The 26,651-nt window shown below is 38.4% G+C and carries 30 protein-coding genes; 25 read left to right on the plus strand and 5 right to left on the minus strand.

Going from position 1 to position 26,651, the window contains the following annotated elements; genetic code table 11:
* Positions 1–136 precede the first annotated feature (136 nt).
* Together MUB35_RS24880 and MUB35_RS24885 are read left to right on the plus strand one after the other, a co-directional pair.
* Positions 137–343, plus strand: coding sequence for a hypothetical protein (locus MUB35_RS24880; RefSeq protein ID WP_244807005.1), 207 nt, complete (start codon positions 137–139; stop codon positions 341–343).
* The gene (locus MUB35_RS24885; RefSeq protein ID WP_244807006.1) at positions 333–638 is read left to right on the plus strand and encodes a hypothetical protein; all 306 of its coding nucleotides are present in this window, start codon (positions 333–335) and stop codon (positions 636–638) included. Before MUB35_RS24880 ends, MUB35_RS24885 begins: the two co-directional genes overlap by 11 nt.
* Before the next feature lie 82 nt (positions 639–720).
* Here the strand turns inward: MUB35_RS24885 and MUB35_RS24890 are convergent, their stop codons facing one another.
* The gene (locus MUB35_RS24890) at positions 721–2,370 is read right to left on the minus strand and encodes a relaxase/mobilization nuclease domain-containing protein (protein WP_244807007.1); all 1,650 of its coding nucleotides are present in this window, start codon (positions 2,368–2,370) and stop codon (positions 721–723) included.
* Positions 2,357–2,734, minus strand: coding sequence for a DUF6290 family protein (locus tag MUB35_RS24895; protein ID WP_055214074.1), 378 nt, complete (start codon positions 2,732–2,734; stop codon positions 2,357–2,359). Before MUB35_RS24895 ends, MUB35_RS24890 begins: the two co-directional genes overlap by 14 nt.
* Positions 2,735–3,108: 374 nt before the next feature.
* On the opposite strand from MUB35_RS24895, the gene MUB35_RS24900 reads away from it, so the two are divergent.
* The 7 genes from MUB35_RS24900 to MUB35_RS24930 all read left to right on the plus strand — a co-directional run bounded on the left by MUB35_RS24900 (position 3,109) and on the right by MUB35_RS24930 (position 10,717).
* Positions 3,109–3,381: a DUF6870 family protein gene (locus MUB35_RS24900; RefSeq protein ID WP_118486049.1), complete on the plus strand. Its 273-nt coding sequence runs from the start codon at positions 3,109–3,111 to the stop codon at positions 3,379–3,381.
* A 138-nt stretch (positions 3,382–3,519) separates the two neighbouring features.
* A complete protein-coding gene (locus MUB35_RS24905; protein WP_244807008.1) occupies positions 3,520–5,166 on the plus strand; it encodes a recombinase family protein in 1,647 nt (548 codons plus the stop codon).
* A 32-nt stretch (positions 5,167–5,198) separates the two neighbouring features.
* Positions 5,199–6,680 carry a recombinase family protein gene (locus tag MUB35_RS24910; protein WP_244807009.1) on the plus strand — a complete coding sequence of 494 codons (1,482 nt, stop codon included), beginning with the start codon at positions 5,199–5,201 and terminating at the stop codon, positions 6,678–6,680.
* Entirely contained in the window at positions 6,664–8,349 is a 1,686-nt protein-coding gene (locus MUB35_RS24915) for a recombinase family protein (protein ID WP_244807010.1), read from the plus strand. The genes MUB35_RS24910 and MUB35_RS24915 overlap by 17 nt, the downstream gene beginning before the upstream one ends.
* A 6-nt stretch (positions 8,350–8,355) precedes the next feature.
* The gene (locus tag MUB35_RS24920) at positions 8,356–9,960 is read left to right on the plus strand and encodes a recombinase family protein (protein ID WP_118486053.1); all 1,605 of its coding nucleotides are present in this window, start codon (positions 8,356–8,358) and stop codon (positions 9,958–9,960) included.
* Complete coding sequence (locus tag MUB35_RS24925; protein ID WP_118486054.1) at positions 9,960–10,289, plus strand: DUF6050 family protein; 330 nt, start codon at positions 9,960–9,962, stop codon at positions 10,287–10,289. The genes MUB35_RS24920 and MUB35_RS24925 overlap by 1 nt, the downstream gene beginning before the upstream one ends.
* A complete protein-coding gene (locus MUB35_RS24930) occupies positions 10,286–10,717 on the plus strand; it encodes a helix-turn-helix domain-containing protein (RefSeq protein ID WP_119201017.1) in 432 nt (143 codons plus the stop codon). The genes MUB35_RS24925 and MUB35_RS24930 overlap by 4 nt, the downstream gene beginning before the upstream one ends.
* A gap of 95 nt (positions 10,718–10,812) precedes the next feature.
* Here the strand turns inward: MUB35_RS24930 and MUB35_RS24935 are convergent, their stop codons facing one another.
* Positions 10,813–11,049, minus strand: coding sequence for a helix-turn-helix domain-containing protein (locus MUB35_RS24935; protein WP_154252986.1), 237 nt, complete (start codon positions 11,047–11,049; stop codon positions 10,813–10,815).
* 164 nt (positions 11,050–11,213) lie between these two features.
* On the opposite strand from MUB35_RS24935, the gene MUB35_RS24940 reads away from it, so the two are divergent.
* Positions 11,214–11,708, plus strand: a complete 495-nt coding sequence (locus MUB35_RS24940) for a hypothetical protein (RefSeq protein WP_118486057.1) — start codon at positions 11,214–11,216, stop codon at positions 11,706–11,708.
* A gap of 83 nt (positions 11,709–11,791) precedes the next feature.
* The gene (gloA2, locus tag MUB35_RS24945) at positions 11,792–12,169 is read left to right on the plus strand and encodes an SMU1112c/YaeR family gloxylase I-like metalloprotein (RefSeq protein ID WP_118486058.1); all 378 of its coding nucleotides are present in this window, start codon (positions 11,792–11,794) and stop codon (positions 12,167–12,169) included.
* Positions 12,170–12,237: 68 nt separating this feature from the next.
* Here the strand turns inward: gloA2 and MUB35_RS24950 are convergent, their stop codons facing one another.
* A complete protein-coding gene (locus tag MUB35_RS24950; RefSeq protein ID WP_244807011.1) occupies positions 12,238–12,858 on the minus strand; it encodes a helix-turn-helix domain-containing protein in 621 nt (206 codons plus the stop codon).
* 267 nt (positions 12,859–13,125) lie between these two features.
* Between MUB35_RS24950 and MUB35_RS24955 the strand changes: the two genes are divergently transcribed.
* The 3 genes from MUB35_RS24955 (at position 13,126) to MUB35_RS24965 (ending at position 16,404) form a co-directional block, all read left to right on the plus strand.
* A complete protein-coding gene (locus MUB35_RS24955) occupies positions 13,126–14,061 on the plus strand; it encodes a ParM/StbA family protein (RefSeq protein WP_154252989.1) in 936 nt (311 codons plus the stop codon).
* Between the two features lie 17 nt (positions 14,062–14,078).
* Positions 14,079–14,432, plus strand: a complete 354-nt coding sequence (locus MUB35_RS24960) for a hypothetical protein (RefSeq protein ID WP_244807012.1) — start codon at positions 14,079–14,081, stop codon at positions 14,430–14,432.
* A 148-nt stretch (positions 14,433–14,580) separates the two neighbouring features.
* Positions 14,581–16,404 (plus strand): PIN domain-containing protein, encoded by a 1,824-nt coding sequence (locus MUB35_RS24965; RefSeq protein ID WP_187002784.1) that lies wholly within the window; start codon positions 14,581–14,583, stop codon positions 16,402–16,404.
* Between the two features lie 95 nt (positions 16,405–16,499).
* Here MUB35_RS24965 and MUB35_RS24970 read toward each other — a convergent pair whose 3' ends face one another.
* A complete protein-coding gene (locus MUB35_RS24970; protein WP_118486063.1) occupies positions 16,500–16,853 on the minus strand; it encodes a helix-turn-helix domain-containing protein in 354 nt (117 codons plus the stop codon).
* A gap of 167 nt (positions 16,854–17,020) precedes the next feature.
* Here MUB35_RS24970 and MUB35_RS24975 point away from each other — a divergent pair, with 167 nt between their 5' ends.
* From MUB35_RS24975 to MUB35_RS25025, 11 genes are all read left to right on the plus strand, one after another.
* Complete coding sequence (locus MUB35_RS24975) at positions 17,021–18,061, plus strand: AAA family ATPase (protein ID WP_187002785.1); 1,041 nt, start codon at positions 17,021–17,023, stop codon at positions 18,059–18,061.
* Positions 17,994–19,871 carry a recombinase family protein gene (locus MUB35_RS24980; RefSeq protein ID WP_187002786.1) on the plus strand — a complete coding sequence of 626 codons (1,878 nt, stop codon included), beginning with the start codon at positions 17,994–17,996 and terminating at the stop codon, positions 19,869–19,871. The genes MUB35_RS24975 and MUB35_RS24980 overlap by 68 nt, the downstream gene beginning before the upstream one ends.
* Positions 19,868–20,587 (plus strand): hypothetical protein, encoded by a 720-nt coding sequence (locus MUB35_RS24985; protein WP_187002787.1) that lies wholly within the window; start codon positions 19,868–19,870, stop codon positions 20,585–20,587. The genes MUB35_RS24980 and MUB35_RS24985 overlap by 4 nt, the downstream gene beginning before the upstream one ends.
* Before the next feature lie 37 nt (positions 20,588–20,624).
* Positions 20,625–20,999 carry a hypothetical protein gene (locus tag MUB35_RS24990; protein ID WP_244807013.1) on the plus strand — a complete coding sequence of 125 codons (375 nt, stop codon included), beginning with the start codon at positions 20,625–20,627 and terminating at the stop codon, positions 20,997–20,999.
* A 171-nt stretch (positions 21,000–21,170) separates the two neighbouring features.
* The gene (locus MUB35_RS24995) at positions 21,171–21,518 is read left to right on the plus strand and encodes a hypothetical protein (RefSeq protein ID WP_244807015.1); all 348 of its coding nucleotides are present in this window, start codon (positions 21,171–21,173) and stop codon (positions 21,516–21,518) included.
* A 105-nt stretch (positions 21,519–21,623) separates the two neighbouring features.
* Entirely contained in the window at positions 21,624–22,439 is an 816-nt protein-coding gene (locus tag MUB35_RS25000; protein ID WP_148392772.1) for an immunoglobulin-like domain-containing protein, read from the plus strand.
* Between the two features lie 61 nt (positions 22,440–22,500).
* Complete coding sequence (locus MUB35_RS25005; RefSeq protein ID WP_052099636.1) at positions 22,501–23,223, plus strand: CpsB/CapC family capsule biosynthesis tyrosine phosphatase; 723 nt, start codon at positions 22,501–22,503, stop codon at positions 23,221–23,223.
* Positions 23,216–23,911 carry a CpsD/CapB family tyrosine-protein kinase gene (locus MUB35_RS25010; protein WP_033142841.1) on the plus strand — a complete coding sequence of 232 codons (696 nt, stop codon included), beginning with the start codon at positions 23,216–23,218 and terminating at the stop codon, positions 23,909–23,911. Before MUB35_RS25005 ends, MUB35_RS25010 begins: the two co-directional genes overlap by 8 nt.
* A gap of 48 nt (positions 23,912–23,959) precedes the next feature.
* The gene (locus tag MUB35_RS25015; RefSeq protein WP_244807016.1) at positions 23,960–24,724 is read left to right on the plus strand and encodes a YveK family protein; all 765 of its coding nucleotides are present in this window, start codon (positions 23,960–23,962) and stop codon (positions 24,722–24,724) included.
* On the plus strand, positions 24,702–25,496 hold the full coding sequence (srtB, locus tag MUB35_RS25020; RefSeq protein WP_244807017.1) for a class B sortase: 795 nt from the start codon (positions 24,702–24,704) through the stop codon (positions 25,494–25,496). Before MUB35_RS25015 ends, srtB begins: the two co-directional genes overlap by 23 nt.
* Complete coding sequence (locus MUB35_RS25025) at positions 25,486–26,493, plus strand: LCP family protein (protein ID WP_244807018.1); 1,008 nt, start codon at positions 25,486–25,488, stop codon at positions 26,491–26,493. Before srtB ends, MUB35_RS25025 begins: the two co-directional genes overlap by 11 nt.
* Positions 26,494–26,651: the final 158 nt, after the last annotated feature.

Genomic DNA, 26,651 nt, shown 5'->3' on the forward strand with positions numbered 1-26,651 from the left:
TTTTCAACGAAAGTGGTCTTGCTACTTATGTGGCGGGGCCATTTTTGTTGAAAAAAAGAAACGAGGGATTGTATAATAGGTGTATGAATTTTGAGAAGTTTAAATATACAAGCTTTAAATGGGAGATATAAATATTATGACAGAAAATGAAGTAATAAATAAGATATACGGATATTTAAAAAATCAAAATGAGCATATTATAATGGAAAATATGACAAATGAGTCAGTTAGTCTTTTTTGGGAAAATATATCTGTATTATATAAAGCGGGAGTTCTTCAAAATAATAAAGCGGTAAAGAGATTTTGCGATAAATTACGAATTAGAACTGGCTATGACAGTTGATGTTATTTACTTAACGAATATAGTTGAAGGACATATACGAAAAATAGAAGGATTTGATCCATGGAAATTAGAAAATTATTGTGGCATATTTTGTATTAATCCCTTTAGTGTTAGGACAAAAGATAAAAAGGATATAGAGGTATATGAAAAATTGTTAAATATACTTCCGAATGATACAATTTTATTTGAAAAAGAACACGATCAAGCGAATCAAAGAGGAAAAGAAATGAATATATCGGTTGATCCAATATTTATGCAAGAATATATTTCGGAGCATTACCCTAAATTGATTTGAGAAGAGTGCTTGCGAATTAGTTATGGGTAGAGAGAAGAATAAAAAAATACTACCCATAACTAATGAAGCTTATATAAAAAATTCACAAATTAGGTTCTTTCTTTTGGAATTGTTCCTGCTCGTGACTCTTCCCAAGGATTATATCAATATTAGCGGAAACGCTATGAAGCTCCCGTTCATAATCCCGGTGGTTAGAAAAATTTTCCCGTTGTGTATCTCGCAATTCAATAAGCCGGTCTTTTTCAGCATAGAGGGCTTTCATAGAAGGAATCTTATTTCTGGCAGATTTTTCTTTCAGTGTTCGGAGAGCTGTATCATAAAGGGAAAGCTCTGCCCGGTGTTCTTCGTAAAATTTATCCTTATTGCGGCTCTTACGATAGTCGGCATATACGTTTTTGTATGCAAGGTACTGTCCGGTAAAATGTATTTGCTCATTCACATCTTTAAGCTGTTGTTCTGTATCCTTTAAAGATTTTCTGGCGGCACTGGTCTGATTGGATGCCTGGTCAAGTGCCGTATGGAAATCTTCAAGAGAGTTATATCCATGTTCCTGAATATAGGCAACCGTCTGAGCCATCTGTTTCAGATTGGAGAGTTTGACTTTTTGAGCATAGGCTTCACTCTGCTGTGCTTTGATACAGGTCTGTAAATCTATCACAAGTCGGAGATCTGATTTTATGAAAATGAACGGTACAGGAATATCGGAAGAATCAGGAGAAAGTGCTGTCTGCAAATCTTTCACAGTGTTTGGAACTTGTGGTTCTTCAATTTTCATTTTCCTATCAGAGAGTGATTTTACATTTTCCTTAAATGTCTGTAATAGAAAATCCTCTTCATATCGTGTTCCGAGATTTCGTCCAGTGATATATTTTTTTCTGCCTGGATGAAGATAGCTGTACCGGTTTCTGCTGATCTTGAAGATGATATGATATTTTTTATCGAGGATTTGTGCAAACTCTTCTGGTGACTTGGCGGTGCTTGCAGCATCATCAATAGCATCCCGGAGAAACTGTTTCTCTGTTTGATAGCGAGTCTCTTTTGGTGTGATACCATCTTCAAGCATTTTCTGGTTGAGCTTGTCAAGTTTTTCCTGTCCACGACGCTGTGCCCAGTATTCTTTTTCCGTGATTTTTCTTTCAGCAGGAGAGAGCAAGTCAACTTGATGCAGGCCCTCTTTCTGACACATGTCCATAATATCTTGTTTTAAGTGAGTAAGGTAGGCTGTGCTTAGGTGGTGTTTATATCCGGCTTTTGATTCACAGTCAAATTCCATATAGGGTTCTTGGGGTACGTCATATTTCCGAAGGCTGTTGATCACAATATGCACATGGATATTGCCGCTTTCGTTATGACCGTCTGTATGTGTGCAGACTAAAGCCTGATGACCGGGAAAGTTCTTCTTTGCAAAAGTCAGTCCAAGCTGTTGTGCCCGTTCACCAGTCAGTCCACATTCCTCTCTGTCTTTTGGGTCAAAGCTGATAATGTAATGATGAGACTTGATCTCATTGAAATTTTTATTTTTATGGTAATAGCTGTTTAGTTCCTGACATTCAGATGCAAAGGTAAATGGATCACAGTTCAGACCATCTAGGTAATATTCATCTCGTAATATCATATGCCCCTCATCATCGAGGATTGGCTTTTGGGTGTATTCATTATGCTGGAAGATGAGATACCGTTCGGATTCTCTATAGTCAGCATTTTTGCTTGCGATATGTTTAATCACTGCCACGGAAATCACCTGCCATTCTCATCACTTCATATTTCATCTCATAAATATCCCGGAGAGATTTTTTAATTTCTGTTCTCATTTCTGAGGAGATAATTCCACCTTGATTAAAATATCGGGCAATCTGATTGAGGTTGCTTCCTATCTTACCCAATTCACCAATCAGCTTTTTTATTTCTTTGACATCTGCAACAACCTCAAATTTAGTATTGACCTGTCCCTCCATAATTTGTTTTCGCATGTACTCGGAAATAGACATGTCTGCCTGTTCTGCCGTATTTTCTATAATAGAAAATTCAGTGTCAGTCAGGCGGATTGTTACCCGGTGTTCCCGTTTCATATCAGATTCTTTTTGTGGTCTTGTCATTGGATGCTCCTTTCTGTACATTGGTTCCGCATAGGAGAGAGAAAATTTTACAGCTTGCTGTGAAAGCAAGTGATGAAGAATCATCACGCTGTGACCATGGCAATGGGAACCAATACGCATATCTTTGATTGCGGTCGAGGGTATGGGGAAACGAAATCCCCATCAAGTTGCAAGGCAGAAAAAATCCCGGAGGGGTTTTTGTCTGACATTGCGAAACTTGCTCTAAGAGAGAATACTTTCCCCTAATCATGCGTGGGAGACACCAAAAAGACAGATGAAAATACAAAAAAATAAAAAAATTTAAAATTTATATGACCTTTTGCCCTCTGCCGCCTGTGATTAATGGAAAAAGAGAAATCGTAGGAGGTAAAGAAATGGACAACAGAAAAATGCCGACGATAGAAGAATTGCAGGAAATGGCAGCAGTTGACATCCGCAATGTAGATAAAAGCACCTTGGTTGATCTGGATGATGTGGAGATTCATACAGAGCTTCCGCTGGAAGAAAGAATTGCTGATTATATCAGACAGGTAAAGAATCCTTATTGTCATATATCAAATGGAATGATTGTAAAGATTAGCTTTGCTGGACAGGATACCTTGGAAGCGTGTTTGAGCAGATGTATCTCTCCAGAAAAAAAGTTTTAAAAATTTGAAAAAAGGTGTGGCAAGAGACCAGAAGTTATGTTAACATGGATGTGGGTCAAAATTTAAAGAGCATCTAAAGAGCCATGAATTTCTTGGTTTACAGCTACAAAGCGAGTAAATTAGGAGGTTGATGGCTTTATGTATTTAAAAAGTCAAAATTCATTTTTAGCAGCGTTATATATGAGACTTTCCAAAGATGATGGAGATAAAGTGGAAAGCGATAGTATACGCAATCAAAGAAGTTTGCTTCGTGACTTCGTAAAGCAACATAGTGACATTACACTGGTCAAAGAATATGTTGACGATGGATTCAGTGGTACAAATTTTGAGCGTCCAGATTTTCAGAGAATGTTGGAGGATGCAAGAAATCATAAGATTAACTGTATCATCGTCAAGGATTTATCCCGATTAGGTCGAAACTATATTGAGACAGGAAGGTATCTTGAAAAGATTTTTCCGGTTTTGGGTATTCGGTTTATAGCAGTGAATGATCACTATGATAGTGCTGATACGACAAACGATTCAGATCAAATCATAGTTCCCTTCAAAAATTTAGTGAATGATGCATATTGCAGGGACATCTCAATTAAAATCCGAAGTCAGTTAGATATAAAAAGAAAAAAAGGTCAGTTTATAGGAAACTATGCAGGCTATGGATATTTTAAAGATCCGAAAGATAAAAACCATCTGGTAATTGATGAATATGCAGCAGAAATTGTACGGATGATTTTTAACATGAAGATTGATGGGTATAGTGCAAAGAATATTGCAGCACGATTAAATGAAATGGGAGTGCTGATACCAGCCGAGTATAAGAGAGCCTGTGGCTTTAATTACAGTTCAGGTTTTATGGCAGGGAAAAAACCAAAATGGGACGTATCATCGGTTTTAAGAATTTTAAAGAATGAACTGTATACAGGAACCATGGTGCAGGGCAAAACCAGAAAAATTAATTACAAGGTGAATGTCCGACAGAAGATAGAGCCAGAGAACTGGATTCGAGTGGAAGGTACACATGAACCGATTGTCTCAAAGGAAATCTTTGAATGTGTGCAGAAACTGATGGAACTTGATACAAGGACTTCTCCAGAAGAAGAAAGTATTTATGAATTTTCTGGTCTTCTTCGATGTGGAGACTGTGGACAGAATTTGGTACGACGGACAACGACTAAAAAAGGAAAGAAATATTTTTACTATCATTGTTCAACCTATAAACGGAAAGAGGGATGCAGTTCTCATAATATCAGTGATATAAAATTGCGAAAAGCAGTGTTGGAGGCAATCCGAAGTCAGGTTGCATTGATTGTAAAAGCTGATGAGATTATCGCACAGATAGAAAATCTTCCACAGCAGCAGTTTGGCGTGAAGATACTGGATACACAGATGAAAACTCTTCATAAGGAAATCCAGAAATATGAAGAACTGAAAGCTAATCTATATCAGGATATGGTGGACAAGATTATTTCCAGAGAGGAATACCGAGAGCTGAAACAGAACTTTTCTAAAAAGATAGAGAATGCAAAAGTATCTATGAAAGGATTGGAAGAGAAGAAAAAAAGAATGCTGTCGAATGAGATGCGTACACAGCAATGGGTAACTGAGTTTAAACAATATAGAAACATAAAATCTTTGGATAGAAAAACCGTAGTAATGTTGATTGACAGGATTATTGTGTATAGCACTGACAGAATAGAAATTCATTTTAATTATGAAGATGAAATCACGGAGTTTGTTAAGTATGCGTTTGCAAATGGTGATCTGCTGAGAAAGGTAGGAGAGTTATGAGATGCGTAAGTTATACCCGGACGGTTTCCTGTATGGAGAATGGTGAGATTCCAAAAGATATTATCGGTCAGCAGAATCAGAGAATACAGGACTACATAAAGAAAAGAGGATGGACACTCGGAAAAAAATATTCAGACCGTAAAAAGGATGTATATGAAGAAACAGCATATCTTCAAATGAAAATGGACGCAATCGCAAGAGAATTTGATTGCGTAGTTCTGGATTCAATGTTTCGATGTGGAAGAAATTCCAATGTAGCAGCAGAGATGTTCAGGAGCATGTTTGTTCCGGCAGGTGTGTATTTTGCCGTAGTGGAGGATGATTTTTGCTCCTGTGATGTGAGTGAAGAGGAAACATATAAATATCTGGATGAGAAAGCAGCGGCTTACAGAAATAAATTCACAACAGATCAGGTAAGAAAATATAACGAAAGTAAAATTTATCCGAAGTATGGGTTCAAATATAAAGAAGGAAAGATGGAGTTGGAAATTGATCCGGAAGCAGCTAAACATGTCAGAAGAATCTTTGAGCTGATTTGTGAGGGACATAGCTGTAATGAGACAGCAAAGATAATGACAGCAGACGGAATTGAATGTTCTGGGAATTATGTAAATAAACTTTGGGGCAGACCTATCAAGGATGAAAATGCACCATGGAAAATGGCACAGGTAAAGAGAATTATTTATAACCGCCAGTACATAGGAGAGTGGGAACGGACGATTGATGGAAAAAAGAAAATGTTTAGTTGTCCAGTCCTTATTGATAAGGAGACTTTTGAAAAAGCCCATTCAAAATTATCTGTGAGGAAATATAGTGATCATGTCAGAGGGAAAACGCCACTTAATCCATTTTCAAACAGGATTTTTGATAAAGATTCTGGGATAGCATTGAAACTGTATCCACATCAGAGATTAAAGATTCGGATTTTCCGGTTGAGTTATCCAAAACCAAAAGAGATTGTATACGAAAGAGGGCATATTCCCTTTGATGAGGTTTATGAGAAAGTTCATAAGATAATTGAGAATGAAAAACGGCAGGCAGAAAGGATTGTCGGGATGATCGGTAGCTTTGACTGGGAATACGAAAAAGAAATCCGTATTCTGAAAATAAAGGCAGAAGCAAAATTGATATTTCAAAAAATGCTTTTGATTGAATCCAGAAATCTTCCTTTGTATAACAGCATGATAGCCGGAAAAATTTCAGAAGATGAATATGCAATGCAAAGAGAAGTCAATATAGAAGAATTTGAAGAGTGCGATGAAAAACTTCAGGATTATCTGGAACAGATTAAGGAAATCGAAAAATGTTTCAGTAAAGATAATCTTTGGATAAAGACTTTTTCAGAAATGATAGTTCCAGAAGAAATCACGAGAAAGCATGTGAAAGCGTGGATAGAACGGATTGAGTGCGTCAGATATGAAGAGGTAGAAGTACAGTTTAAATATCAGGATTGGAAAGAAAGATTACCACAGAAATGGTTTGAGGGGGATTTTGAAGATGGCACGAAAGAGTAGGAGAGCAAATGTTGTTCAGGAGAAAAAAGAAGAATTACAGGTTTTCGCATCAATAATAACGCAAAAACAGCTTGCAACAGCTGCGTATGCCAGACTTTCTGTTGAAAAGGAAAATGATGAAAGTATCCAGACTCAGATTGAGTTATTGCATCAGTATATCCAGGATCATGAAGAATATAAGCTGGTAGACACTTATGTAGATGATGGTTACACAGGAACAGATTTTGACAGACCAGAATTTATACGATTGATGGATGATGTCCGGACGGGAAAGATACAGGCTATCATCGTAAAGGATTTATCAAGGTTTGGAAGAAATTTTATAGAAACTGGATACTATATAGAAACCATTTTTCCGTGTTTGAATGTCCGGCTTATTTCTATCAATGATGAATTCGACAGCAGCAGGGCAGAAGATAGAAACAGCATGGTGATGCCGATAAAAAACATGATAAACGAAATGTATGCAAAGGATGCGTCAAAAAAGAGAGTGCTGTCTTTTGAAATGCACAGCCAACGTGGTGATATGAAAATCGCAAAAAGCATTTATGGATATTATGTTGATAAAGAAAAAAATCAGTTGAAGGTAAATCTAGAAACTGCTCCAATCGTGCAGGCAATCTTTCGCTGGTATCAGATGGGAAAGGGAACAGGTGATATTGTAAAGAGATTAAAAATGTTGGATATTATGACTCCATTTGCATATAAAGCAACACACGAAATTGAAATGGAGATTCCAGAAACAGACCGCTGGACTGGGGACAGAATCAAGACTATTTTATTAAATCAATCATATATTGGCTCTACTGTATATGGAAAAAGGAAAGCTGCAAAGTACCGGAATATGCCAGAGCATCATACCGACCCAAGTGAGTGGATTATCCATGAAAATACACATGAGGCTATTGTAGCAGAAACAGATTTTGAGGAAGTGCAGGAACGCTGGGAAAAGCGAAGTGATTTTATGAAGGAAAGTTTCAGACGTGGACGTAGCAGATGGGCAGGTGTGGAAGATAGTTTTCCTCAAAAAGTAAAATGTATGGAGTGCGGAACGACGATGACATATATGCGTTATACAAACTTTGGACAGTCTCAGGGAGTACGAAAGGGCTTCTATTATTGCAAAGAGTATGATGGTAAGCCGGGATATTGCAGACAGAAAGTTCATGAGGATTTACTGAAGATAACAGTCATGGATCAGATTCATCATATGATTAAGGTTATGTGTGATAAGAAAGAAGTTCTGGAAAAAATGAAGGAAGGAACTTGTGAAAAAGGTGAACTGGTTTCGTTAAGAGTGAAGATTCAGAATATGCAGTACCGACTTATGAAAGCGGAGGAGACAAGTGCAACGCTGTATGAAAACTTTGCCACAGGATTATTGGATGAGCAGGAGTATCTAGCATTAAAAGAGCATTATGTGCAGGAAAAAGAAAAACTTACAGAAGGCATCAATCAGGCACAGGTCAGAAAACGTATGGTTGAGAAAAGTATAGAAGAATTTCTGGAAGTTGAAAAGAATCTGGAACAATATCTGGATGATCGTTCATTCAATCAAAAGTTGATAGACGAGCTGGTAGATAAAATTTTTGTAAGTTCTAAAGGAATGATTGAAGTAAGGATGAAATGCTCAGATGTATTTCAAAAGGTAATGGAGATAATGGAGTGATGAATAATGGATATAATAGCATTTTATTTACGATTGTCGTTAGCAGATGGAGATCTTGGAAAAAACAATAAGGATGAAAGTAATAGTATAGAGAATCAGAGACTTCTTTTACAAAGTTTCGTAGAGTCTATGGATGAGCTGGATGGAGAAATTAAAGAATATATAGATGATGGTTACAGTGGGACAAATTTTAACCGTCCGGCATTTCAGGAGATGATAGAGGATGCGAAAAAGGGAAAGATAGATGTTCTGTTGGTGAAGGATTTATCCAGGCTTGGTAGAGATTACATTGGAGTTGGAGATTATCTGGAACAGATATTTCCAATCATGGGTGTCCGGGTAATTGCAATCAATTCACAGTATGACAGCAACAATTATGTTGGAAAAACAATGGGACTCGAAATGAGTATCACTAATCTGGTCAATACACTTTACAGCAGAGATCTTTCTAAGAAATATAAAAGTTGTATCCAGACAAAATGGAAACAGGGTGTATCTACTGGAGGAAGGATTCCATTTGGATATAAAAAAGCAGAGGACAGACAGTGGGAGATTGACGAGGAACCTGCAAAGATTGTGCGGATGGTCTTTGAATTGGCGATGAAAGACTATAATACAGCGATGATTGCTAATGAATTGAATGAAAGAGGAATACCTACTCCAGGAAAGTTTAGGGTTCAGAGAAATGAGAAAATAGCATGGAACAGAAAAGTAACAGAAGAAGAATGGCTCTGGGATACGAGAATTGTATGGATGGTACTTAGAAATTATGCGTATACAGGTGCCTTAGTTCAGGGAAAGACATCCCGTATTCGGGTAGGTGGTTCAGAAACACGAAGGACGAAAAAACATCAGCAGTTTATTACAGAGAATCATCACAAAGGAATCGTAACACATGAAGAATTTGAGTTGGCACAGCTTGTGATTGGAAACCAGAAACAAAAAGGGTTTGCCAGAGATGCAGGGTTTTCTTTGAAGGGAAAAGTAAAGTGCGGAAACTGCGGATTAAAAATGATGTATAACTATGGAGCAATGCCAGTGGTGTATTGTGGGCATACAGCAGCAGTTGGAAGTATGTCAACCTGTGATAAAACCAGATATTCAGCAGCCAAAATAGAAAGAATCGTGCTTGTAGCCTTACGAAAGCAACTGGAGATATTTCAAAGTATGGCAAAGATACTGGAAGAGGGTGAAGAAAAAAACAAAACAAATTTACCAGCAATGCAAAGAAATATGGAACAGGAATTAGAAAAATTGAAGGCGGAACGTATACGGCAGTACGAAGCATATGCTGAAGGTGTGGTGAATCAGGAGACTTATCTGAAGAATAAAAAAGATCTAAATGAAAAGATAGAAATAATACAGGATAAATATGAACAGATACAAGAAGTTACCAGTGTGGAAGATGACTTAATGAAAGATATAAGAACCGTAGAGAAAAATGCAGAAGAAGTAAATATTTTGAAAAAGATGACCAGACACATAGCTGAAACATTTGTAGAGGAAATCACGATTTATGATTCTGAGAAGATAGAGATAAGGTTTGTATTTGATGATTTGCTTATTGGAATGGCAGATAGGATCAAGAAGAAAACGGAGGACATCGCATAATGAAAAGTTTTATTACAAAAGGTATTTTACCGCTGTTGTTACTTGGAACAATTACCTGGCTTGGACAGTACATATTTATAGTAGATGGTTCGATTGACTGGTTCCGGTTTATGTTGGTATATGGTGTTCCAATAGGGATACCATATATGTTCATTATTATTCCGTCAAGATGGGATTTATCTGGAACAGTTGGCATGGCAGCTATGAGTGTGATTATCGGAGCTGTATTTGGTTTCATTGTTGCAATCGGGATTGCAGTACGAGCAGTCTGGTATGTAATTACATTTCCAGTGAGTGTTTTAATACGAAAGGGGCGAAGTAAAATATGAGTACAGGCGAGAACATTAAAAGAATCCGGAACATAAGAGGAATAACGCAGAAAGAACTTGGAATAGCAGTAGGGATTGGAGAAGAAAGTGCAGGACCGAGAATGGCACAGTACGAAACTGGAAAGCGTACTCCAAAAGAAAAAATGCTGAATAAAATAGCAGAAGTGTTAGAAGCTGATCCAAGAAATATTGCTATTCCGATTGGTTACAAGGAAGAAGATATGATATACAGGCTTCTTGTACTGGAAGATTATTTTCCAGAAATGAAGTTGGAGAGAAACTCTAAGACAGGAGATGTTGTAATCAACTTTCACAATAAAAAACTCAATGATTTTCTGTTTGCATGGGGAGTGATACGGGGAAAACGAGCAAGGGGGCTTATATCTGATGAGGAATATTTAAACTGGAAATATCAAATACAGATTTAAAGACAATAAAACCGCAGGCCAGAGAGCTTGCGGTTTTATTATGTTATGGTTATACAGAAATACCGTCATAGAAAAGATGCTATGCTATGACGGTATTATGAATCATTTTCTTTTTTAAACGAAAATACATCATTAGGTGTACAGTGAAGAATATCACATAATTTTTCAATAGTGAGAACAGTGACATTTTGATTTTTACGAAGCTGATCGAGAGTGTGTTTGTCGATGCCCCGGTTGATGAGAGTATATTGAGAAATGCCACATTCCTTCATAGTTTTCCATAACGGACTATAATCAATCACGGTATCCCCGCCTTTCCTATGTTTTGGCATAAAATACCATTAATTCTAATTATAATTGTCGAATAAAATAAAAAATATGGTGGACATATTCACCATAAAGGATATAATCTTAACAAGGCGTAATGTAAAATAAAGGGAAATATAGTAGAATATTGTAAGAGAAGGATGAAGGGTGTATGGGAGGAACTGTATAAGTGAATATTGAAAAATTTTATTATGATGAGCAGGAGAAAATGATTGAAGAAATGAAAAGAGAAATGGAAGAACACGATCAGTCATTATCTCCAGAAGAACGGGAAAAAGAACGCAAAAAGTCATTGCAGGAAGCACGGGCAATCATGGAAAATGCAGAGCAAAAGAAAAGAGAACATTACCAGATTGTCAATGCTGCAAAATATCAGAGATTTGTTTATTTATCGGAACAGGCTATGCAGTTTTCAAAAATCTCCGGATGCAATATAAAAGTTCAGACATTTCCAGATATGTCGGCACTTATAAAACTGCAGACAGGATGTATTTGGCTTCTCAGTGACGGAGAAACAGCACTTGAAGATAAGGAAACTATGCAGTGCTTACTTAATGAAGCTGACTGGGTTTATATAGGAAACTCTGATCGGGACGGAAAGAATATGCTTGAACTGGAATTTAGGTTTGAACTGGCAGAAAAGCTGAAGAAAGCAACTATTTAGGAAAGACTGTTTTCAGTTCACTTTTGCTGTGGTAAAATATTTATGAAGTTCATATCAGTGAAAAGAAAACGGAGGACGGAAAGATGTTCGATACCATTCACCATATAGCAATTATAGGAAGTGATTACGAAAGATCAAAACACTTTTATGTAGATCTGCTGGGGTTTCAGATAATCAGGGAAAATTACCGGGCAGAGCGTGACGATTATAAGATTGATCTGGCATGTGGGCAGCAGGAAATAGAATTGTTCATTATAAAGAACGCTCCAGCTCGTGTAAATTATCCGGAGGCTCTTGGATTAAGACATCTGGCGTTTAAAGTGAAGAGTGTGGACGATACCGTAAAAGAATTGAATGAGAAAGGAATTGAAACAGAACCAGTACGATTTGATGATTATACTGGAAAGAAAATGACCTTTTTCCATGATCCAGATGGACTTCCGTTGGAAATTCATGAGTAAAGAGAAATGTGTAAACGAAAAGAAAGAGACAGGTGCAAATAAACATCTGTCTCTTTTTGTACTCACTTTTATTTATCTGAATGACGTAAACAGTTCTTTGTAAATGTGGCTGCTTTGAGCATTTTTTCTTTTTCTTCTTCTGAGCAGTCAGAGGATAATTCAAGCCACATCTGATCGGCAGAAGAAAGAGAAAGAACAGATTTCTTAGAGTCAGTGGATATGGGATTATCGGAATGAATACTTGAATTATTATCTAATAGTCTGTTCTGGATTTCTGCTAAAGCCTTTTCCTGTTGTTGAATATCCATGTCTTTTATATCTTCTACGGAAAGATAATACATTCTTAAAATAGAGTTTATATATTTATTTTTGAAATGTAGAAAAAGAGTATCATCGGATAATGATGGGTCTGATTCTTTTGTAGTAGTGATTTCTAAATCTGCCTGACTTTCCATTTTAAAGAGTATGGAAAGTAAGTCTGATACGGATTCGATGTCAAAATCCATAAAGATATTTACACTAATCTCAAGTGCAACGGCAATTTTCGATAGCTGTTCGTACTTGGGATTTCGTTCATTGGCTTCATACTTGCGGAGAGTGCTGAAACTGATGTCTGCTTCCTGTGCAAGTTGTTCCTGTGTCATATTACGAGCCAGCCGAAAATATTTGATTTTTTCTCCTGTATTCATAGGCAAAGTCCTCCAATGAAAGAAGTATACCATATTTTCAGAAGAAAGTGCTACAAAAGTTTCAGAAAAATATTGACAGACACAAATGTAACACTTATAATAACGATAGATACAAAAGTAACACTTAACTGACAGGACAGACACAAAAGTACAAGTAAAATTACACCTAGCTGTCACCAAAATAAAAGAAAAAATGGTTCAAAAATTCGTCAGTTAAAGTTAAGTGACACATAGGTACATCATTAATGAAGAAAGGGTAGAGTAGATATGGCAGAGATTATTTTTGGAATTGATCATGGAAATGGAAATATGAAGGGAAGCAATGTGGATTTTCCATGTGGATTGGTTAGATATACTTCTGAACCTGGAAGATTTATGAATGAGGACATTCTTGAATATCAGGGAACATTTTATACATTGTCAGAAACCAGGATGCCTTTTAAGGCGGATAAAACAGTGGATGAAGATTATTTTATTCTCACATTATTTGCATTAGCATTAGAAGCCAAGAGCAGGGGAATTACTTTATCTGGAAAGGATATTGTACTTGGAATTGGACTTCCGCCGGCAGATTTCGGACAGCAGGCTCCTGGATTCAAGAGATATTTTATGGAACATTCCAAGCATGGTATCTCCTTTAAGTTTAACGGAAAATCGGTTAACTGTTATCTGAAAGATACATTTGTGAGTCCTCAAAATTTTGCAGCGGTTATGTGCTATAAAGCAAGTCTGTTCAAACAGTACCGGACAGTTAACTGCATTGACATTGGAGATGGAACCGTAGACTTGCTGGTGATCCGAAAAGGACAGCCAGATTTATCAGTCAGAGTCAGTGATCGTTCCGGTATGGCGATTCTCCGTTCGGAAATTTCCAATGTAATTCAGCAGAATTTTGGTATTCATCTGGAATCTTCTGATGTAGAACAGGTGTTAATGCAGGAGGCGACCATTTTGGATGAAGAAGTAATCAGAGAAATTCAGAAAATGGCAGAGGACTGGATGCAAAGAATTACAAATAAACTTCATGCGTATGTACCGGATTTCCGAACCAATCCAGCAGTATTTCTTGGTGGAGGAAGCCTGTTATTGAAACCACAGATTGAGAAATCGCCGGATTTTAAATACATAGAGTTTATTGAGGATGTCAGAGCAAATGCAATCGGATATGAGAAGTTGACAGCAATGCGTCTCCAGAAAAGATAAGGGGGGGGGGTGCAGATGTGGGACAGATACGAGTAGTATTGATATTCAATGAAGATAATGAACGGCAAAAAGAAATAGGGGAATACCTAAAATCTCAGAAAAGATGTAAAACTGCATGGATTACAGAATTAGTATATGCCTGGCTACATAAAGAAAATAAAGGTGTTTCTTCCTATAATAATGTAAATGTCAGTGTAGAAGAATTAAAACGGCAGCTACTGGAGGATAAAGAGTTCATGCAACAACTTAAAGTGGGTATGAATATGGAAGGGGAATCAGAAAAGGAACAGGGAGAAGTGAAGAATGATGGAATGGATATGGATGAGGAAATGATGATGGCAGGGCTGTCGATGTTTGAGAATGATTTTTAGAAAATCATATATAACATAATAAGCAGGAGCGTTTATAGAAAATAGCAGCATTATGTATAGAAGATATACAGTGTTGCTATTTTGTGTTAATATAAAAATAGAACTTTGTGGCAGAAATATAAACGATTACATGAGTAGGAGAAGATATATGATAAAATTTCCGTTGTATGTTACGCTAGATACAAATATTTTTGATTCTAATAAATTGGATTTTAGCAAGGACAGTACATTGAGTTTACTTATCAATTATGTTGAGACGGGAAAAATAAAGATTGTATTGAGCAATATTGTTGTCAAAGAAGTTGAAAAACATATTGTAAGGGCAAGTGAAGATATATGTTCCGCATTTCGAGGATTAAGGAAAGAGGTGCTGAAAATAGTATCTAAGGGTCTCTTAGAGCAAATTGGGGTAAAAACGGATTTGTTGTTGCTTGATAAGGAGAAATATCAAGAGAAGAGTTTAGATGTGTGGAGAAAATTTTTGGAGAATTTAAACCCTGAAATACTAGATTTGTCATTGATAGATTTGAATGATATAGTTGATGATTATTTTGATATTAAACCGCCATTTGAATCTGGAGAGAAAAAAAGAAAGGAATTTCCAGATGCGTTTATTGCAAATCAGATTCGTAAAAGATTTGGTAAGGATGAGGTAATTGCGATTGTATGCAACGATAATGGATTAAAAAAAGCTTGTGGTAATTCCCAAAATCACATTTTTTATAAAACATTAGGTGAATTATATAATGCAATAAATATTCAGGAGACAGAATATAAGAATATTCTTCAAGAAATTAATTGCCTGATTGCAAATTACATTCCTGAAATTCAAAATATGTTAAAAAATGAGGACTGTGTTGAAGTTCATGGGTTGTCATATGATAAAGATGGTATAGAAAGTGGATTTGATTATAGCGATATTGAGGTTGTATCTGTTAAAAACATAAGCTGTCGTGTAAGAACTATTGATGAAATTACAGATGAAATAGCATGGGCTACATTATTGGGTACGGTAGATATGGAAGTGGCATGTTCTTATGAAGATTATGGTAATGCAATATGGGATTCTGAAAATAAAGCATATTTTTATTTGGAAACTAGAACAAATCTTGAGAAACATACAGCAAGATTTGCATTGAGAATTGAATTAAATCGTAAAGAAAACAGTATAAGAATTATTCCATTTAAAATAATCTTAAATGGAGATACGTTGTGTGATAGGTTTGAAATAACCGAAAATAATGATGAAATGGATCTAATAAATCAAGAAAGAGAAGATGTAGGACTATGTTCATTAGATTGCTATGCTGATTATTTAGATGAAGATTTGATAGAATCATCATTTATGAATGATATTGTGGAAAAATTTGAAAAAATAAACAAGCTATACGAAGAGTATGAGGAAATAGCGATAGTATATGATGAACTTCTATCAGTTATTAAGGACGCAGAATCATCAGAGGTTATAAAAAAATTATCGTTTGCTCTAAAAGATGTTGAAGGATTTCCAACTCCGCATAATGTAAATGATATAGATTCTGAAGAAAAAGATGAGATTGTTTTATGGGTGGATCAATCGTATGAAAGATTGTGTAAACTTAGTGAACAGAAAAGCTTACCAGATAACTTTATATATGGGGATACAATAGAAATACATAACGGACTAGAAACATATCAATTAAATATTGGTGAGTTTTCTGGAATGGCAACAGCTGGAGATCAAGAAGATATTGATTTATCAATAGAAGATCATGAGGGAAATATTATAGCCAAAGGACGAGTGAGTCTTACAGTAGGATATATTGAATTTGATGAAGAGGGTAATGCTGGTAATGGGTTAGCGGATAGCATAGAATATTATCACAGTGACATTGTAAATGGACTGGAAACCATTGCAGAATCTATTCAAAAAGATATAGCAAATGAATGGAGCATTGCTAAAAAGTTCGAGGTTATGATTGCAGAAGAATAAATTATACAAAATAAAGGTACTTTAAGAACGCAAGGAAGCAAGAACGCAATGCGATATGACAAGAGTGCAGAGATACAATAATCTCTGCACTCTTGTTATTTTCCAGGCTTATAATTACGCAGTGCCGCCTTGGTTGATTTTATTATTTCCAGCAGGAAATCTTTTTCCTGTTTGGAACAGTCACTTGTCAATTCCTTAATATCAGCATCAAATTGTGAAATGAGTACCGGCGTATTGTCATAGAGCAGCTGATCTACGGTGGTGTCAAGGATTTGTGCAATACTGAGTAAAGTAGAAAGGCTCAGCTTGGTATGTCCATTTTCTATGGTACTGATATAGGTCGGTGTAACGTCAATCATATTTGAAAGGGTTTCTTGGGTCATCTTTTTTGCCAGACGAGCAGAACGGATTCGCTTTCCGATTGCAATATAATCAATATCTACTTCCAAAGTGTCACCTCCCAAACTTTAACTGAATGTTGATGTTTTGCGGAAACTTTAACTGATAATTGATATTTCTTATTGTATTCCCAAATAAGTTATATTATAATTAAGTATAACTAGAAGTTTAAAAGAAAAGTATATTAATACTAGAAAAATGGGCGGGTTAGATAAATTTGAAATGGGATAATTCATTCAGCGGAATTGAATATTATTCCAATGTGAAATCTTCAAGTGTTGAATGGATATGGTATCCATACATTCCTTGTGGGAAGATTACAATATTGCAGGGAGATCCGGGGGAAGGAAAGTCAACCTTGATTCTTCATATAGCTGCAATATTGACTAAAGGTGCTACTTTGCCAGATGGAAATAAGATACAGAATCCGATGACAGTGATTTACCAATGTTCTGAGGACAGCAAGGGTGATACGATAAAGCCAAGACTGGAAAGAGCTGGTGCTGATTGTCGTAAAGTAGCATTTATTAAAGACGATGATGGGGATTTGACACTGGATGATGAGCGTATAGAACTTGCAGTAAAAATGACTGGTGCAAGGCTACTGGTGCTGGATCCGATACAGGCTTTTATAGGAAAGAATGGGAATATGCAGAGTGCTGTCAGAATGAGAGAAACGATGACAAAGCTGGCAAACATTGCATCAGAATATGCCTGTGCGATTGTTTTAGTTGGACACATGAACAAAACCAATGGGGGAAAGAACATATACAGGGGACTTGGAAGTATAGATATAGCGGCAGCTGCAAGAAGTGTGTTGTTGGTTGCCAGGGATAAGGATGAGCCTTCAAAACGATATATGCTTCCAATTAAATCAAGTCTTGCTCCAGAAGGGGAACCAATAGCTTTTGAACTGGATCGAGATAAAGGATTTTCGTGGATTGGTAAATGTGAGATAGATATAAATGAGTTGGCAGCAGGACAGAAATCTTCTGCCAAGAAAGATATGGCGGTCAATTATTTGCATACGATTCTGGCGGAGAATGATGTAGCGAGCGTAAAAATCTTTGAAGAGATGAGCCGGTATGGATTCTCAAAAAGAACTGTACAAAATGCAAAGAAAGAAGCAGGAATCCAGGCATATAAAAAGGGAAATGCATGGTATTGGCACATGGAGAGGGGTGCAGCAGATGACGGAACAGGAGAGATATGCTGTAAGCCAGGAAGAACGGAAAGAGAAGATTCGTGCCAGATATAAAGGTGTAGATCGTAGCGAATTGGAGTTTATTCCGGCAAAGCAAAAAGAGAAGCTATTTGAAGATACAGGAACGAAGCGAGTTTGTGCCTATTGCCGTGTTTCTACTGATGATGTTAACCAGACTTCATCCTATGAGTTACAGAAAAATCATTATGAGGACATGATTAAGGAACATCAGGGGTGGGAATTAGTCGGGATTTATGCTGATGAAGGAATATCTGGAACGTCCTTGCAGCATAGGGATGAATTTAACCAGATGATAGAGGACTGTAAGGCAGGGAAAATAGACCTGATTGTTACAAAAAGTGTTTCCAGATTCGCCAGAAATATTGTGGACTGCATTGCAAAGGTTCGTGAACTGGCAAATATGCGGCCGCAGGTGGGAGTATTTTTTGAAACAGAACATATTTATACATTGGATAATACCAGTGAAATGATGCTGGCGGTCTTATCGGCAGCTGCACAGGAAGAATCTCATACGAAGAGTGAGATTATGAACATTTCCATAGAGCAGCGTTTTTCCAGAGGAATCTTTCTTACACCTAAATTGTTAGGATATGATATTGGTGAAGATGGAAATCTGGTGATTAATGAGGAAGAAGCGGAAACAGTGCGTTTATGCTATTATTTGTTTCTTAATGGATTTCCGACAGCAGAAATTGCAGACATACTGACACAACTAAAGAGAAAGACAAAACCGGGAAATATCAAGTGGTCAAGTAGCAGCATAGTGAGTTTACTGAGAAATGAACGATATTGTGGAGATGTACTTTCCAGAAAAACATTTACACCAAATTATCTTGACCATAAGGCAAAGAAAAATCGTCATGATCGTAACCAGTATAGACAATCAGACCACCATGAAGCTATTGTTGACAGGGATATTTACAATGCGGCACAGAAGATGCTGACTGCAGCCAGATATGCTAAGAAGGGATTTCCGTTTCCAAATTTAAAAGTGGTGGATGAAGGAGCGTTAAAGGGATTTGTTTCTGTCAACCGGTCATGGACAGGATTTACTGGGGAAGATTATGAAAAAGCAAGTCAGAGTGCCTATTCTGATCAGACAGATATAAATGATACTGAAAAAGAAGAAAGAAAAGACAGCGGCTTCGATTTATCGGGATATGAGATTGTCCGGGCACAGTTCTTTTCTACCAGATTGAATCCGGCAATGACAATTTCAGAAGGAAAGGTTACGTTTAATACTGCCTGTCTGAAAAAATTTGAAAATGTGGAATATGTTGAAATACTATTCAATTCCGTTGAAAAGTGTATTGCTGTAAGACCATGTGATAAAGATGATATAAACGCAGTAAAATGGGGAACTATACGAAACGGAAAATGGGTGGTTTTGCCGAAAAGCTGCAAGGGTTTTTCAGAACCATTATTCGACTTGATGAACTGGAATGATGAATGTAAATATCGCTTTAGAGGGCAGTATTCAAAGGAAAATAATGAGCAAATCTTATTATTCGATTTAGAAGAACCAGAAGTAATTAAACATGAAATAATTCAGGAAGATTTACCAGATGTTAATACATCTGAAGGTGTAAAAGATACAGAGAATAAAGAAGAAAATAAAATAAAGAAGATTGTCAGAACACTTTTTCCGAAGCAGTGGAAGAATCATTTTGGATGTCGGACAGAGGAAGTTGTTCTTTTACATAGAGTTAAGTATTGCGGGAACTGGGATGTGCTGCGTCCAGCTAAAACAATAGAAGGTATGGAAGTTATATCGGAAAATCTTTTAAAAAAGCTGGATAACGAAGCACAGAACATGATAGAGAAAATGAGGTGTGCAGTATGAGTGAAATGATGATGCGTCAGGCTAATGATAATACGGAAAATGTAGATCAAAAGGCACTGGAACTGGCACAGGACTTTAGTTATGATGGCTACCAGGTTGTAAGAAGGGAGCTTTTTGCCCATTTACGAGAACCGGCGGTTGTAATACGGAGGGACAGTGTGACATTTAATACTGCTTGTATTGCTGGTTTAGAAGATGCGGTTTATATTCAAATTTTGGTGAATCAGGATAATAAAAGAATGGTAGTGCGTAAATGCGAAGAAAATGATAAGGATGCTTTGCGTTGGTGTATTGCGAAACCAGATAAAAGAAAAAGTAGAAAAATGTCAAACAAATTATTCTCAGCCATGATGTATGACATGATGGGATGGGACATGGACTGCCGGTACAAGATTTTGGGACATAAAATAACGCATGAAGATGAGACTATGTATATCTTTGATTTATTGGAAACAGAGATTTTCATGGACACTAAGAGAAAGAAAAAAGTAAAAGCAGAATCTTCTGCAAAGGAAACAACTGTTTCTACATCAACAAATCAGACACCAGAGCAGCAACAGGATGAAATCGCAGCGAAAGTGGCTAGAAAGCTGAATAGAATACCATTTTATCCAAAAGGATGGAAGGATTCTTTTGGTTTGCCAGTAGAGGAGCATAAAAAAGCATTGGAAACTAATTTAACAGACGGCTATATAGAATTTTCATCGGCAAGGTGATAGAAGAATAGCACTCATTTTGAAAGGAGGAGTGCAGATGTCGAAAATCACAGCAAACATCACAGGGGTATCTCTGTGCCAAAAAACAGGAACAATAAGAATTTTTCGATCAACAATAAAAGAATTAAGTGATCCGAAGTATATTCGCTTCTTATTTAATCCGGAAAAGGGGACACTGGCAGTCCAGGCAGCGAAAAGAAAGGAAGCGGAGTGTTTTCGTGTGCCAGAATATAATCCAAAGGACTGGGATTTTAAAATATGTAGTATTCAGATGCAAAGAATGATCTGGAAAGTGTGTGACTGGAGTGAAAATGCCACATATCGAATAGCAGGAACACATTATCCAGAATATAATCTGGTGGAATTTGACTTAAAACAGGCTGTTGTCGTGCAAGTTGGGGAAAGTGAATAGAAGAAAAAACGAAGATTATAGGACTTCTGAGAAATCAGAGGTTCTTTTTTTATGCTTGTTTTGAGGGTGATTTAATAATCTTGTGCTTTATGAGCTAATTTTGAAAAAAAGTTGTTCCTATATTGACATTAGCAGGGACAAGACCGCCGACTGTGGATGAGTGGGAGAAGTATGAGGTGCATCATAGGAAGAGACTGGGCTCAAATTCAGAAAACCAAGAAAAAAGTAAAGGCAGCAGACTTCTTCTCCGAAGACTATTACTACGGCGATTACACCCGCATGAACACATGGCTGGTCATCCATTACAGACTTCCTCTCCAGATGGATGTCAATGTAAAAAATCCCAGCATTTCTGAGGTAGTATATTCCGATATTTCAGAAATCCTGGAGGAACTGAAGTCCTATCTGCTGATGCCTCCGGAAGCGGCAGATGATCTTGCTGTTTTTAATAGGAAGGAACTTCTCAATTACATTTACTCCATTGCCAACCCAAAAGAATTAAAAAAAGTAATTGATTAATGATTTATGTAATGTTAATATAATAATGTTGTTTGAAATGGGAAAGAATAGAAATGATGGCAACACTTTCTTATTTTAAATATATACGAGAGGAATGGAAAGAAGATGAAAAAAGGATTAATTGCAGCAGCAATTATTGTATGCATCGGAATTACCGCCGGTACCGTATTTCTGGTACTTAATCGGGACAAGACAGCACCGGAGATAAAAGTTCCTGGGGACAATACGCTGACTTATGTGGCGGGGCAGGATAAGAAGCTTCTTCTGGAAGGCATCACGGCAGTGGATGACAAGGACGGGGATGTATCAGATACCCTTATGGTGGAATCCGTAAAACCAACTGCTGACGGAACCCAGGCTGAAGTAACCTATACGGCAATGGACAACAGCCGCAATGTGACAAAAAAGAAACTTATGGTAAATTATCAGGCTTCCGGTGAAGCAGCACCGGCGGACAGCGGCCAGGCTCCGGAAGGAACGGAGGAAGGCCAGGAAAGCGGGGAAGCAGGAACAGAAGCGCCGGCTCCCGAAGGGGAAACAACAGGTGAAGGTACGGGAGAGGGCGAAGCTGCCCCGGCAGATCCGTCTGCCGACCCGGCTGCCCAAGAGCAGCCTCCTCAGGAAACTGCAGGCGGTGCAGAGGCAGCGGAGGCGGCGATTGCACAGCTTCCGGCCGGCAGCCCACAGTTTCGTCTGAATGAATATGAAGTGACGCTGCCTGTGGGAAGCAAGTTTGATTACAGTACATATATTCAGGATATCACCGACGATAAAGATGACAGAAGCACCCTTTTCAGACAGATTCAGCTGCAGAATCCGGTGGATACCAATACACCGGGAACCTATGAAGTAGTGTATTATGTTGTCGACAGCGATGGAAATCAGTCAAATACTGCCATTTTAAAGGTAAATATCCAGTAGACAAACAGAGGACTTTCCTTTATAATGGTGGGTGAATTTATGGTAAAGGTGGATAAGATTATTGATTATAGACACACACTGCCACATTTTGCCCGGTGTAGATGACGGAGCAAAAAATGCGGACGAAACACGCAGGATGCTGCGAATGGCGTTTAAGGACGGCATCGATGAAATTATTGCTACACCACATTTTAACTGCGACATGGACACGTCTGTGTTGGAGAAAAGGATGGGAGCCTATCTGCGTACCTGTAAGTACGCAAAGGAAATGAATCCAAAAGCCAGGATATATCTCGGAAACGAGCTGTATTACAGTGAGGGAGTGGTGGATGCCCTTGACAGAGGCGATGCGCTGACTCTGAATCAGACAAAGTATGTTTTGGTAGAATTTCCTGTTTATGCGGAATTCCGCTATATACGGCAGGCTGTGCAGAATCTGCAGTATGCCGGATATCTGCCTGTGATTGCTCATATTGAGCGCTATCAGGGCATGAAGAAAGAAGAACAGGTTGCAGAGCTGGCCGGAATGGGAGCCTGCATGCAGGTTAATGTTTCCAGCGTTATGGGTAAAGCAGGCTGGAGCACAAGATGGTATTTATTAAAATTAATGAGGCACGGACTCATTCATGTACTGGGCACAGATGCCCACGGTGCGACACACAGACGCCCGGAGATGAGAGATTGCCTTTCTTACATAGATAAAAAAATCGGAAAGACATACCGTGAGGAAATCAGCACAATAAATCCGTCAAGAATTATCAGAGGAGAATACATAAGTGGATAAGTTAGAAATCAAAGGAGAAATTTCATTATCAAGCCGGGAACGTGAGGTTTACCGTACCTTGAGAACCAACCTGGAATTTACGGGTGTGGAGAACCGGGTCATTGCAGTCACAAGCTGTACACCGAATGATGGAAAGAGTACAGTCGCTTACAATCTGGCGCTGGCGCTGGCAGAGAGCGGCAGGAATACACTGCTCATCGATGCGGATATGAGAAAATCCGTAATGGTTCACCGTTTGAAACTGGAAGGTGCTGTTAAGGGACTCAGCCATTATCTTTCCGGCCAGGCCGAATTGGGAGATGTGGTATATGGAACGAACAAGAGGAATCTTTTCCTGGTTCCAACGGGAATTTTCCCCAGCAACCCTACAGAGCTTTTGGGAAATGAGAGACTGCTGAAACTGCTCACAGGTCTGAAGAACACATTTGATTATATTATCATTGATACGCCACCTCTCGGAAGCGTTATCGATGCAGCGGTTATCGCTCAGGTGTGTGACGGATCCATTCTGGTTCTGGCAGCGGATAATTCCTCCAGGTCAGAGGCGAAAGGTGTGGTCGGACAGCTGAAGGCAGCTAACAGCAACCTTCTGGGTGTTGTTCTTAACAAGGTGGATGTACATACAGGAAGCTACTACGGCAAGAAGTATGGCGGGTATTATGGAAATAAATACGGCGGATACTATTAAAATCAACAAGACACCGTAAGAAAAATTTTGCAATGAAAGAGGAACAAAATGAATAATAAAGAATACGATGACGAAATGGAGATTGATTTAGGTGCCCTGTTCCATGTACTGATACGGAAATGGTGGCTGATCGCCATCTGTGCGATTATGGGCGGAGTGATCGCATTAGGCGGTACAGCGCTCCTTATCACGCCTAAGTATGAATCAAAAGCGCAGCTTTATATTTTAAATAAGACGACAAGTGTTACATCCCTGGCAGATATTCAGATTGGTAGTGAACTGACAGCCGACTTTGAGGTGATCGCCACCAGTAAGCCGGTTATTGATGCCGCTATTGAACGCATCAAAGAGGAAGAGGACAAAACATTTTCCAGAAAAGAGATACTGGATGTTCTGACTGTAGTAAATAAATCCGGTACACGAATTCTGGAAGTGAAAGCTATAGATGAGAATCCGGCAGATGCCTGTATCATCGCAAATGCAGTTGCCGAGGAAACAGCAGACAGAATGGCAAGTATTATGAAATCTGACCCGCCTACAACTGTGGAGAGCGCGGAGGTTTCAGAAAAACCTGTCAGCCCCAGCCTGCTGAAGAATACCGCTATCGGTATTTTGCTGGGTATCCTGCTTGTGTGCGGCGTGCTTACCGTGAGGTTTATCATTAACGACAATATCAAGACAGAAGAAGATGTTGAGAAATATCTTGGTCTTTCCACACTGGCGATCGTTCCCTATGTGAAGGGCAAGGATAAGAAGAAAGATGAGCTTCGCAAACTGAAAGAGGCAGACAATGGAAAAGAAAAGAAGAAGTAAATTATTCTGGGTATTTTTGATCATATTTCTGGCAGCCGTGGCTTTTGCTGTATACTACTATACCAGTCAGCAGAAGAAAGAAGAAGTATATGATAAGCTGAAAGAAAGTAATAAGACAGAAGAGACAAAGGATACAGAAGAACCGAAACAGGAGCCGGCAAAGGAAGCGGCAGCAGAGCCGAAGAAAGAGCCTGTGGAGATTCCCATTGATTTTGCAGAGCTGCAGAAAATGAACCCGGAAATCTATGCATGGATACGGATTCCCGGCACAGAAGTGGATTATCCTATTGTGCAGCGGCCCGAGGATGACGCCTACTATCTGGATCACACGATAGAGGGCGAAGAGGGACTGCCCGGATCTATTTACACGGAATCCCTCAACAAAAAAGATTTTACGGACAAGAATACAGTGATATACGGACATAATATGAAAGACTGTACCATGTTCGGCGGCCTGAAGGATTATAAGGACAGTGCTTATATGGATGAGCATTCAGAGGTGTATATTTATACACCGGAGCACATTTTTACTTATAAGATTTTTGCGGCGGTTACTTATGACAGCAGACATATTATGGTGGCTTTTGATTTTACCCAGGAAGAGCAGTTCCAGGCGTATCTGGATTCACTCAGCCAGGTGAGAAATATGGCATCCTATATCAATACAGACATTCCGGTCACAACATCTGACCGAATTATTACAATGTCAACCTGCAATGGAAATAATGATCAGCGTTTTCTTGTAGAGGCGGTACTGATAGATGAAAAGTAAAGAAAAAAAGAGACTGGTTGTGATAGTTTCTGTACTGATCCTTCTGCTGCTGGCTCTGGCTGTGGTGGTTTATGTTGTGAAAAATAACAGCAGAGCAAAGACAGTTGCGGACAATATGGAGAAAAGCACAGGCGCATCCGTTTCCCAGGCCAGCGATGATACCATCACTTATAATGGCCAGAAATATGAGTATAATAAAAATCTTACAAATATTTTATTCATGGGTGTGGATAAAAAAGAAACGGTTACTCTGAAGGACACGCCGGGAGTAGCAGGACAGGCGGATTGTGTTATGATCATATCTTTGGATAAGGAGACACAGACAGCGCGTATTCTGCAGATATCCAGGGATTCCATGACAGATATTGATATCTATGACGCAAACGGCAATTATTATACTTCCGTAAATGCGCAGCTTGCCACCCAATATGCCTACGGCAATGGGGAGCAGAGCAGCTGCTGGGCCATGAAGAAGACGGTATCGGAGCTGCTTTTTGATTTGCCGATAGACGGCTATGTGTCGTTGAATATTGACGCGATCAGCACAATGAACGACGCAGTGGGCGGTGTGGAGATCACCATACCGGAAGATTATACGATGATTGACCCTGCGTTCGTAAAAGGTGAGACTGTGAAACTGACAGGAGAGCAGGCGGAGAAATATGTGCGTTACAGGGATACGGATGTACAGGGCAGCAATAATGGGCGTATGCAGCGCCAGGTGCAGTATATTCCGGCTCTGATCTCCTCCCTGAGGAATAAAGTCGGCGCGGCCGGTGATTACTATGAGGCGTTTTATCCGGTGATCAAGCCGTATCTGGTGACAGACCTGAATGCTGACCAGATTAACGACTTAGCCCGCTATCAGCTTGGTGACAGCGAAACCCAGTATGTTCCGGGAGAAGCCGTTGCAGGCGCGGAACATGAAGAGTTTTATGTGAATGATGAAGAATTACAAAAAATGTTGATAGAAACGTTTTATACATTGCGAAAGTAGATGAAAATATACCCGTAATCCCACTAATATCAAGGGATTGCGGGTATGTTCATTTTTGACAAAGTGTGAATCGGCTTTTTGAAATAACATCCGCACTTATCGGTGAAGGTCCTTTTAAAGCGGAAACGGACAGTTTTGCATCCGCCGTTCATAATAAA

This window comes from Blautia sp. NSJ-175 (assembly GCF_022867815.1).
GTDB lineage: Bacteria > Bacillota > Clostridia > Lachnospirales > Lachnospiraceae > Blautia > Blautia celeris.

Bases quoted from the DNA above. Each gene is read 5' to 3' on its own strand.
- MUB35_RS24925 (WP_118486054.1), top strand. From the start codon at position 9,960: ATGAAAAGTTTTATTACAAAAGGTATTTTACCGCTGTTGTTACTTGGA.
- MUB35_RS24955 (WP_154252989.1), top strand. From the start codon at position 13,126: ATGGCAGAGATTATTTTTGGAATTGATCATGGAAATGGAAATATGAAG.
- MUB35_RS24935 (WP_154252986.1), bottom strand. From the start codon at position 11,049: ATGCCAAAACATAGGAAAGGCGGGGATACCGTGATTGATTATAGTCCG.
- MUB35_RS24985 (WP_187002787.1), top strand. From the start codon at position 19,868: ATGAGTGAAATGATGATGCGTCAGGCTAATGATAATACGGAAAATGTA.
- MUB35_RS24895 (WP_055214074.1), bottom strand. From the start codon at position 2,734: ATGACAAGACCACAAAAAGAATCTGATATGAAACGGGAACACCGGGTA.
- MUB35_RS24915 (WP_244807010.1), top strand. From the start codon at position 6,664: ATGGCACGAAAGAGTAGGAGAGCAAATGTTGTTCAGGAGAAAAAAGAA.
- MUB35_RS24920 (WP_118486053.1), top strand. From the start codon at position 8,356: ATGGATATAATAGCATTTTATTTACGATTGTCGTTAGCAGATGGAGAT.
- MUB35_RS24905 (WP_244807008.1), top strand. From the start codon at position 3,520: ATGTATTTAAAAAGTCAAAATTCATTTTTAGCAGCGTTATATATGAGA.
- MUB35_RS24900 (WP_118486049.1), top strand. From the start codon at position 3,109: ATGGACAACAGAAAAATGCCGACGATAGAAGAATTGCAGGAAATGGCA.
- MUB35_RS24930 (WP_119201017.1), top strand. From the start codon at position 10,286: ATGAGTACAGGCGAGAACATTAAAAGAATCCGGAACATAAGAGGAATA.
- srtB (WP_244807017.1), top strand. From the start codon at position 24,702: ATGGAAAAGAAAAGAAGAAGTAAATTATTCTGGGTATTTTTGATCATA.
- MUB35_RS24950 (WP_244807011.1), bottom strand. From the start codon at position 12,858: ATGAATACAGGAGAAAAAATCAAATATTTTCGGCTGGCTCGTAATATG.
- MUB35_RS25025 (WP_244807018.1), top strand. From the start codon at position 25,486: ATGAAAAGTAAAGAAAAAAAGAGACTGGTTGTGATAGTTTCTGTACTG.
- MUB35_RS24980 (WP_187002786.1), top strand. From the start codon at position 17,994: ATGACGGAACAGGAGAGATATGCTGTAAGCCAGGAAGAACGGAAAGAG.
- MUB35_RS25015 (WP_244807016.1), top strand. From the start codon at position 23,960: ATGAATAATAAAGAATACGATGACGAAATGGAGATTGATTTAGGTGCC.
- MUB35_RS24880 (WP_244807005.1), top strand. From the start codon at position 137: ATGACAGAAAATGAAGTAATAAATAAGATATACGGATATTTAAAAAAT.
- MUB35_RS24965 (WP_187002784.1), top strand. From the start codon at position 14,581: ATGATAAAATTTCCGTTGTATGTTACGCTAGATACAAATATTTTTGAT.
- gloA2 (WP_118486058.1), top strand. From the start codon at position 11,792: ATGTTCGATACCATTCACCATATAGCAATTATAGGAAGTGATTACGAA.
- MUB35_RS24995 (WP_244807015.1), top strand. From the start codon at position 21,171: ATGAGGTGCATCATAGGAAGAGACTGGGCTCAAATTCAGAAAACCAAG.
- MUB35_RS25000 (WP_148392772.1), top strand. From the start codon at position 21,624: ATGAAAAAAGGATTAATTGCAGCAGCAATTATTGTATGCATCGGAATT.
- MUB35_RS24910 (WP_244807009.1), top strand. From the start codon at position 5,199: ATGGAGAATGGTGAGATTCCAAAAGATATTATCGGTCAGCAGAATCAG.
- MUB35_RS24990 (WP_244807013.1), top strand. From the start codon at position 20,625: ATGTCGAAAATCACAGCAAACATCACAGGGGTATCTCTGTGCCAAAAA.
- MUB35_RS24885 (WP_244807006.1), top strand. From the start codon at position 333: ATGACAGTTGATGTTATTTACTTAACGAATATAGTTGAAGGACATATA.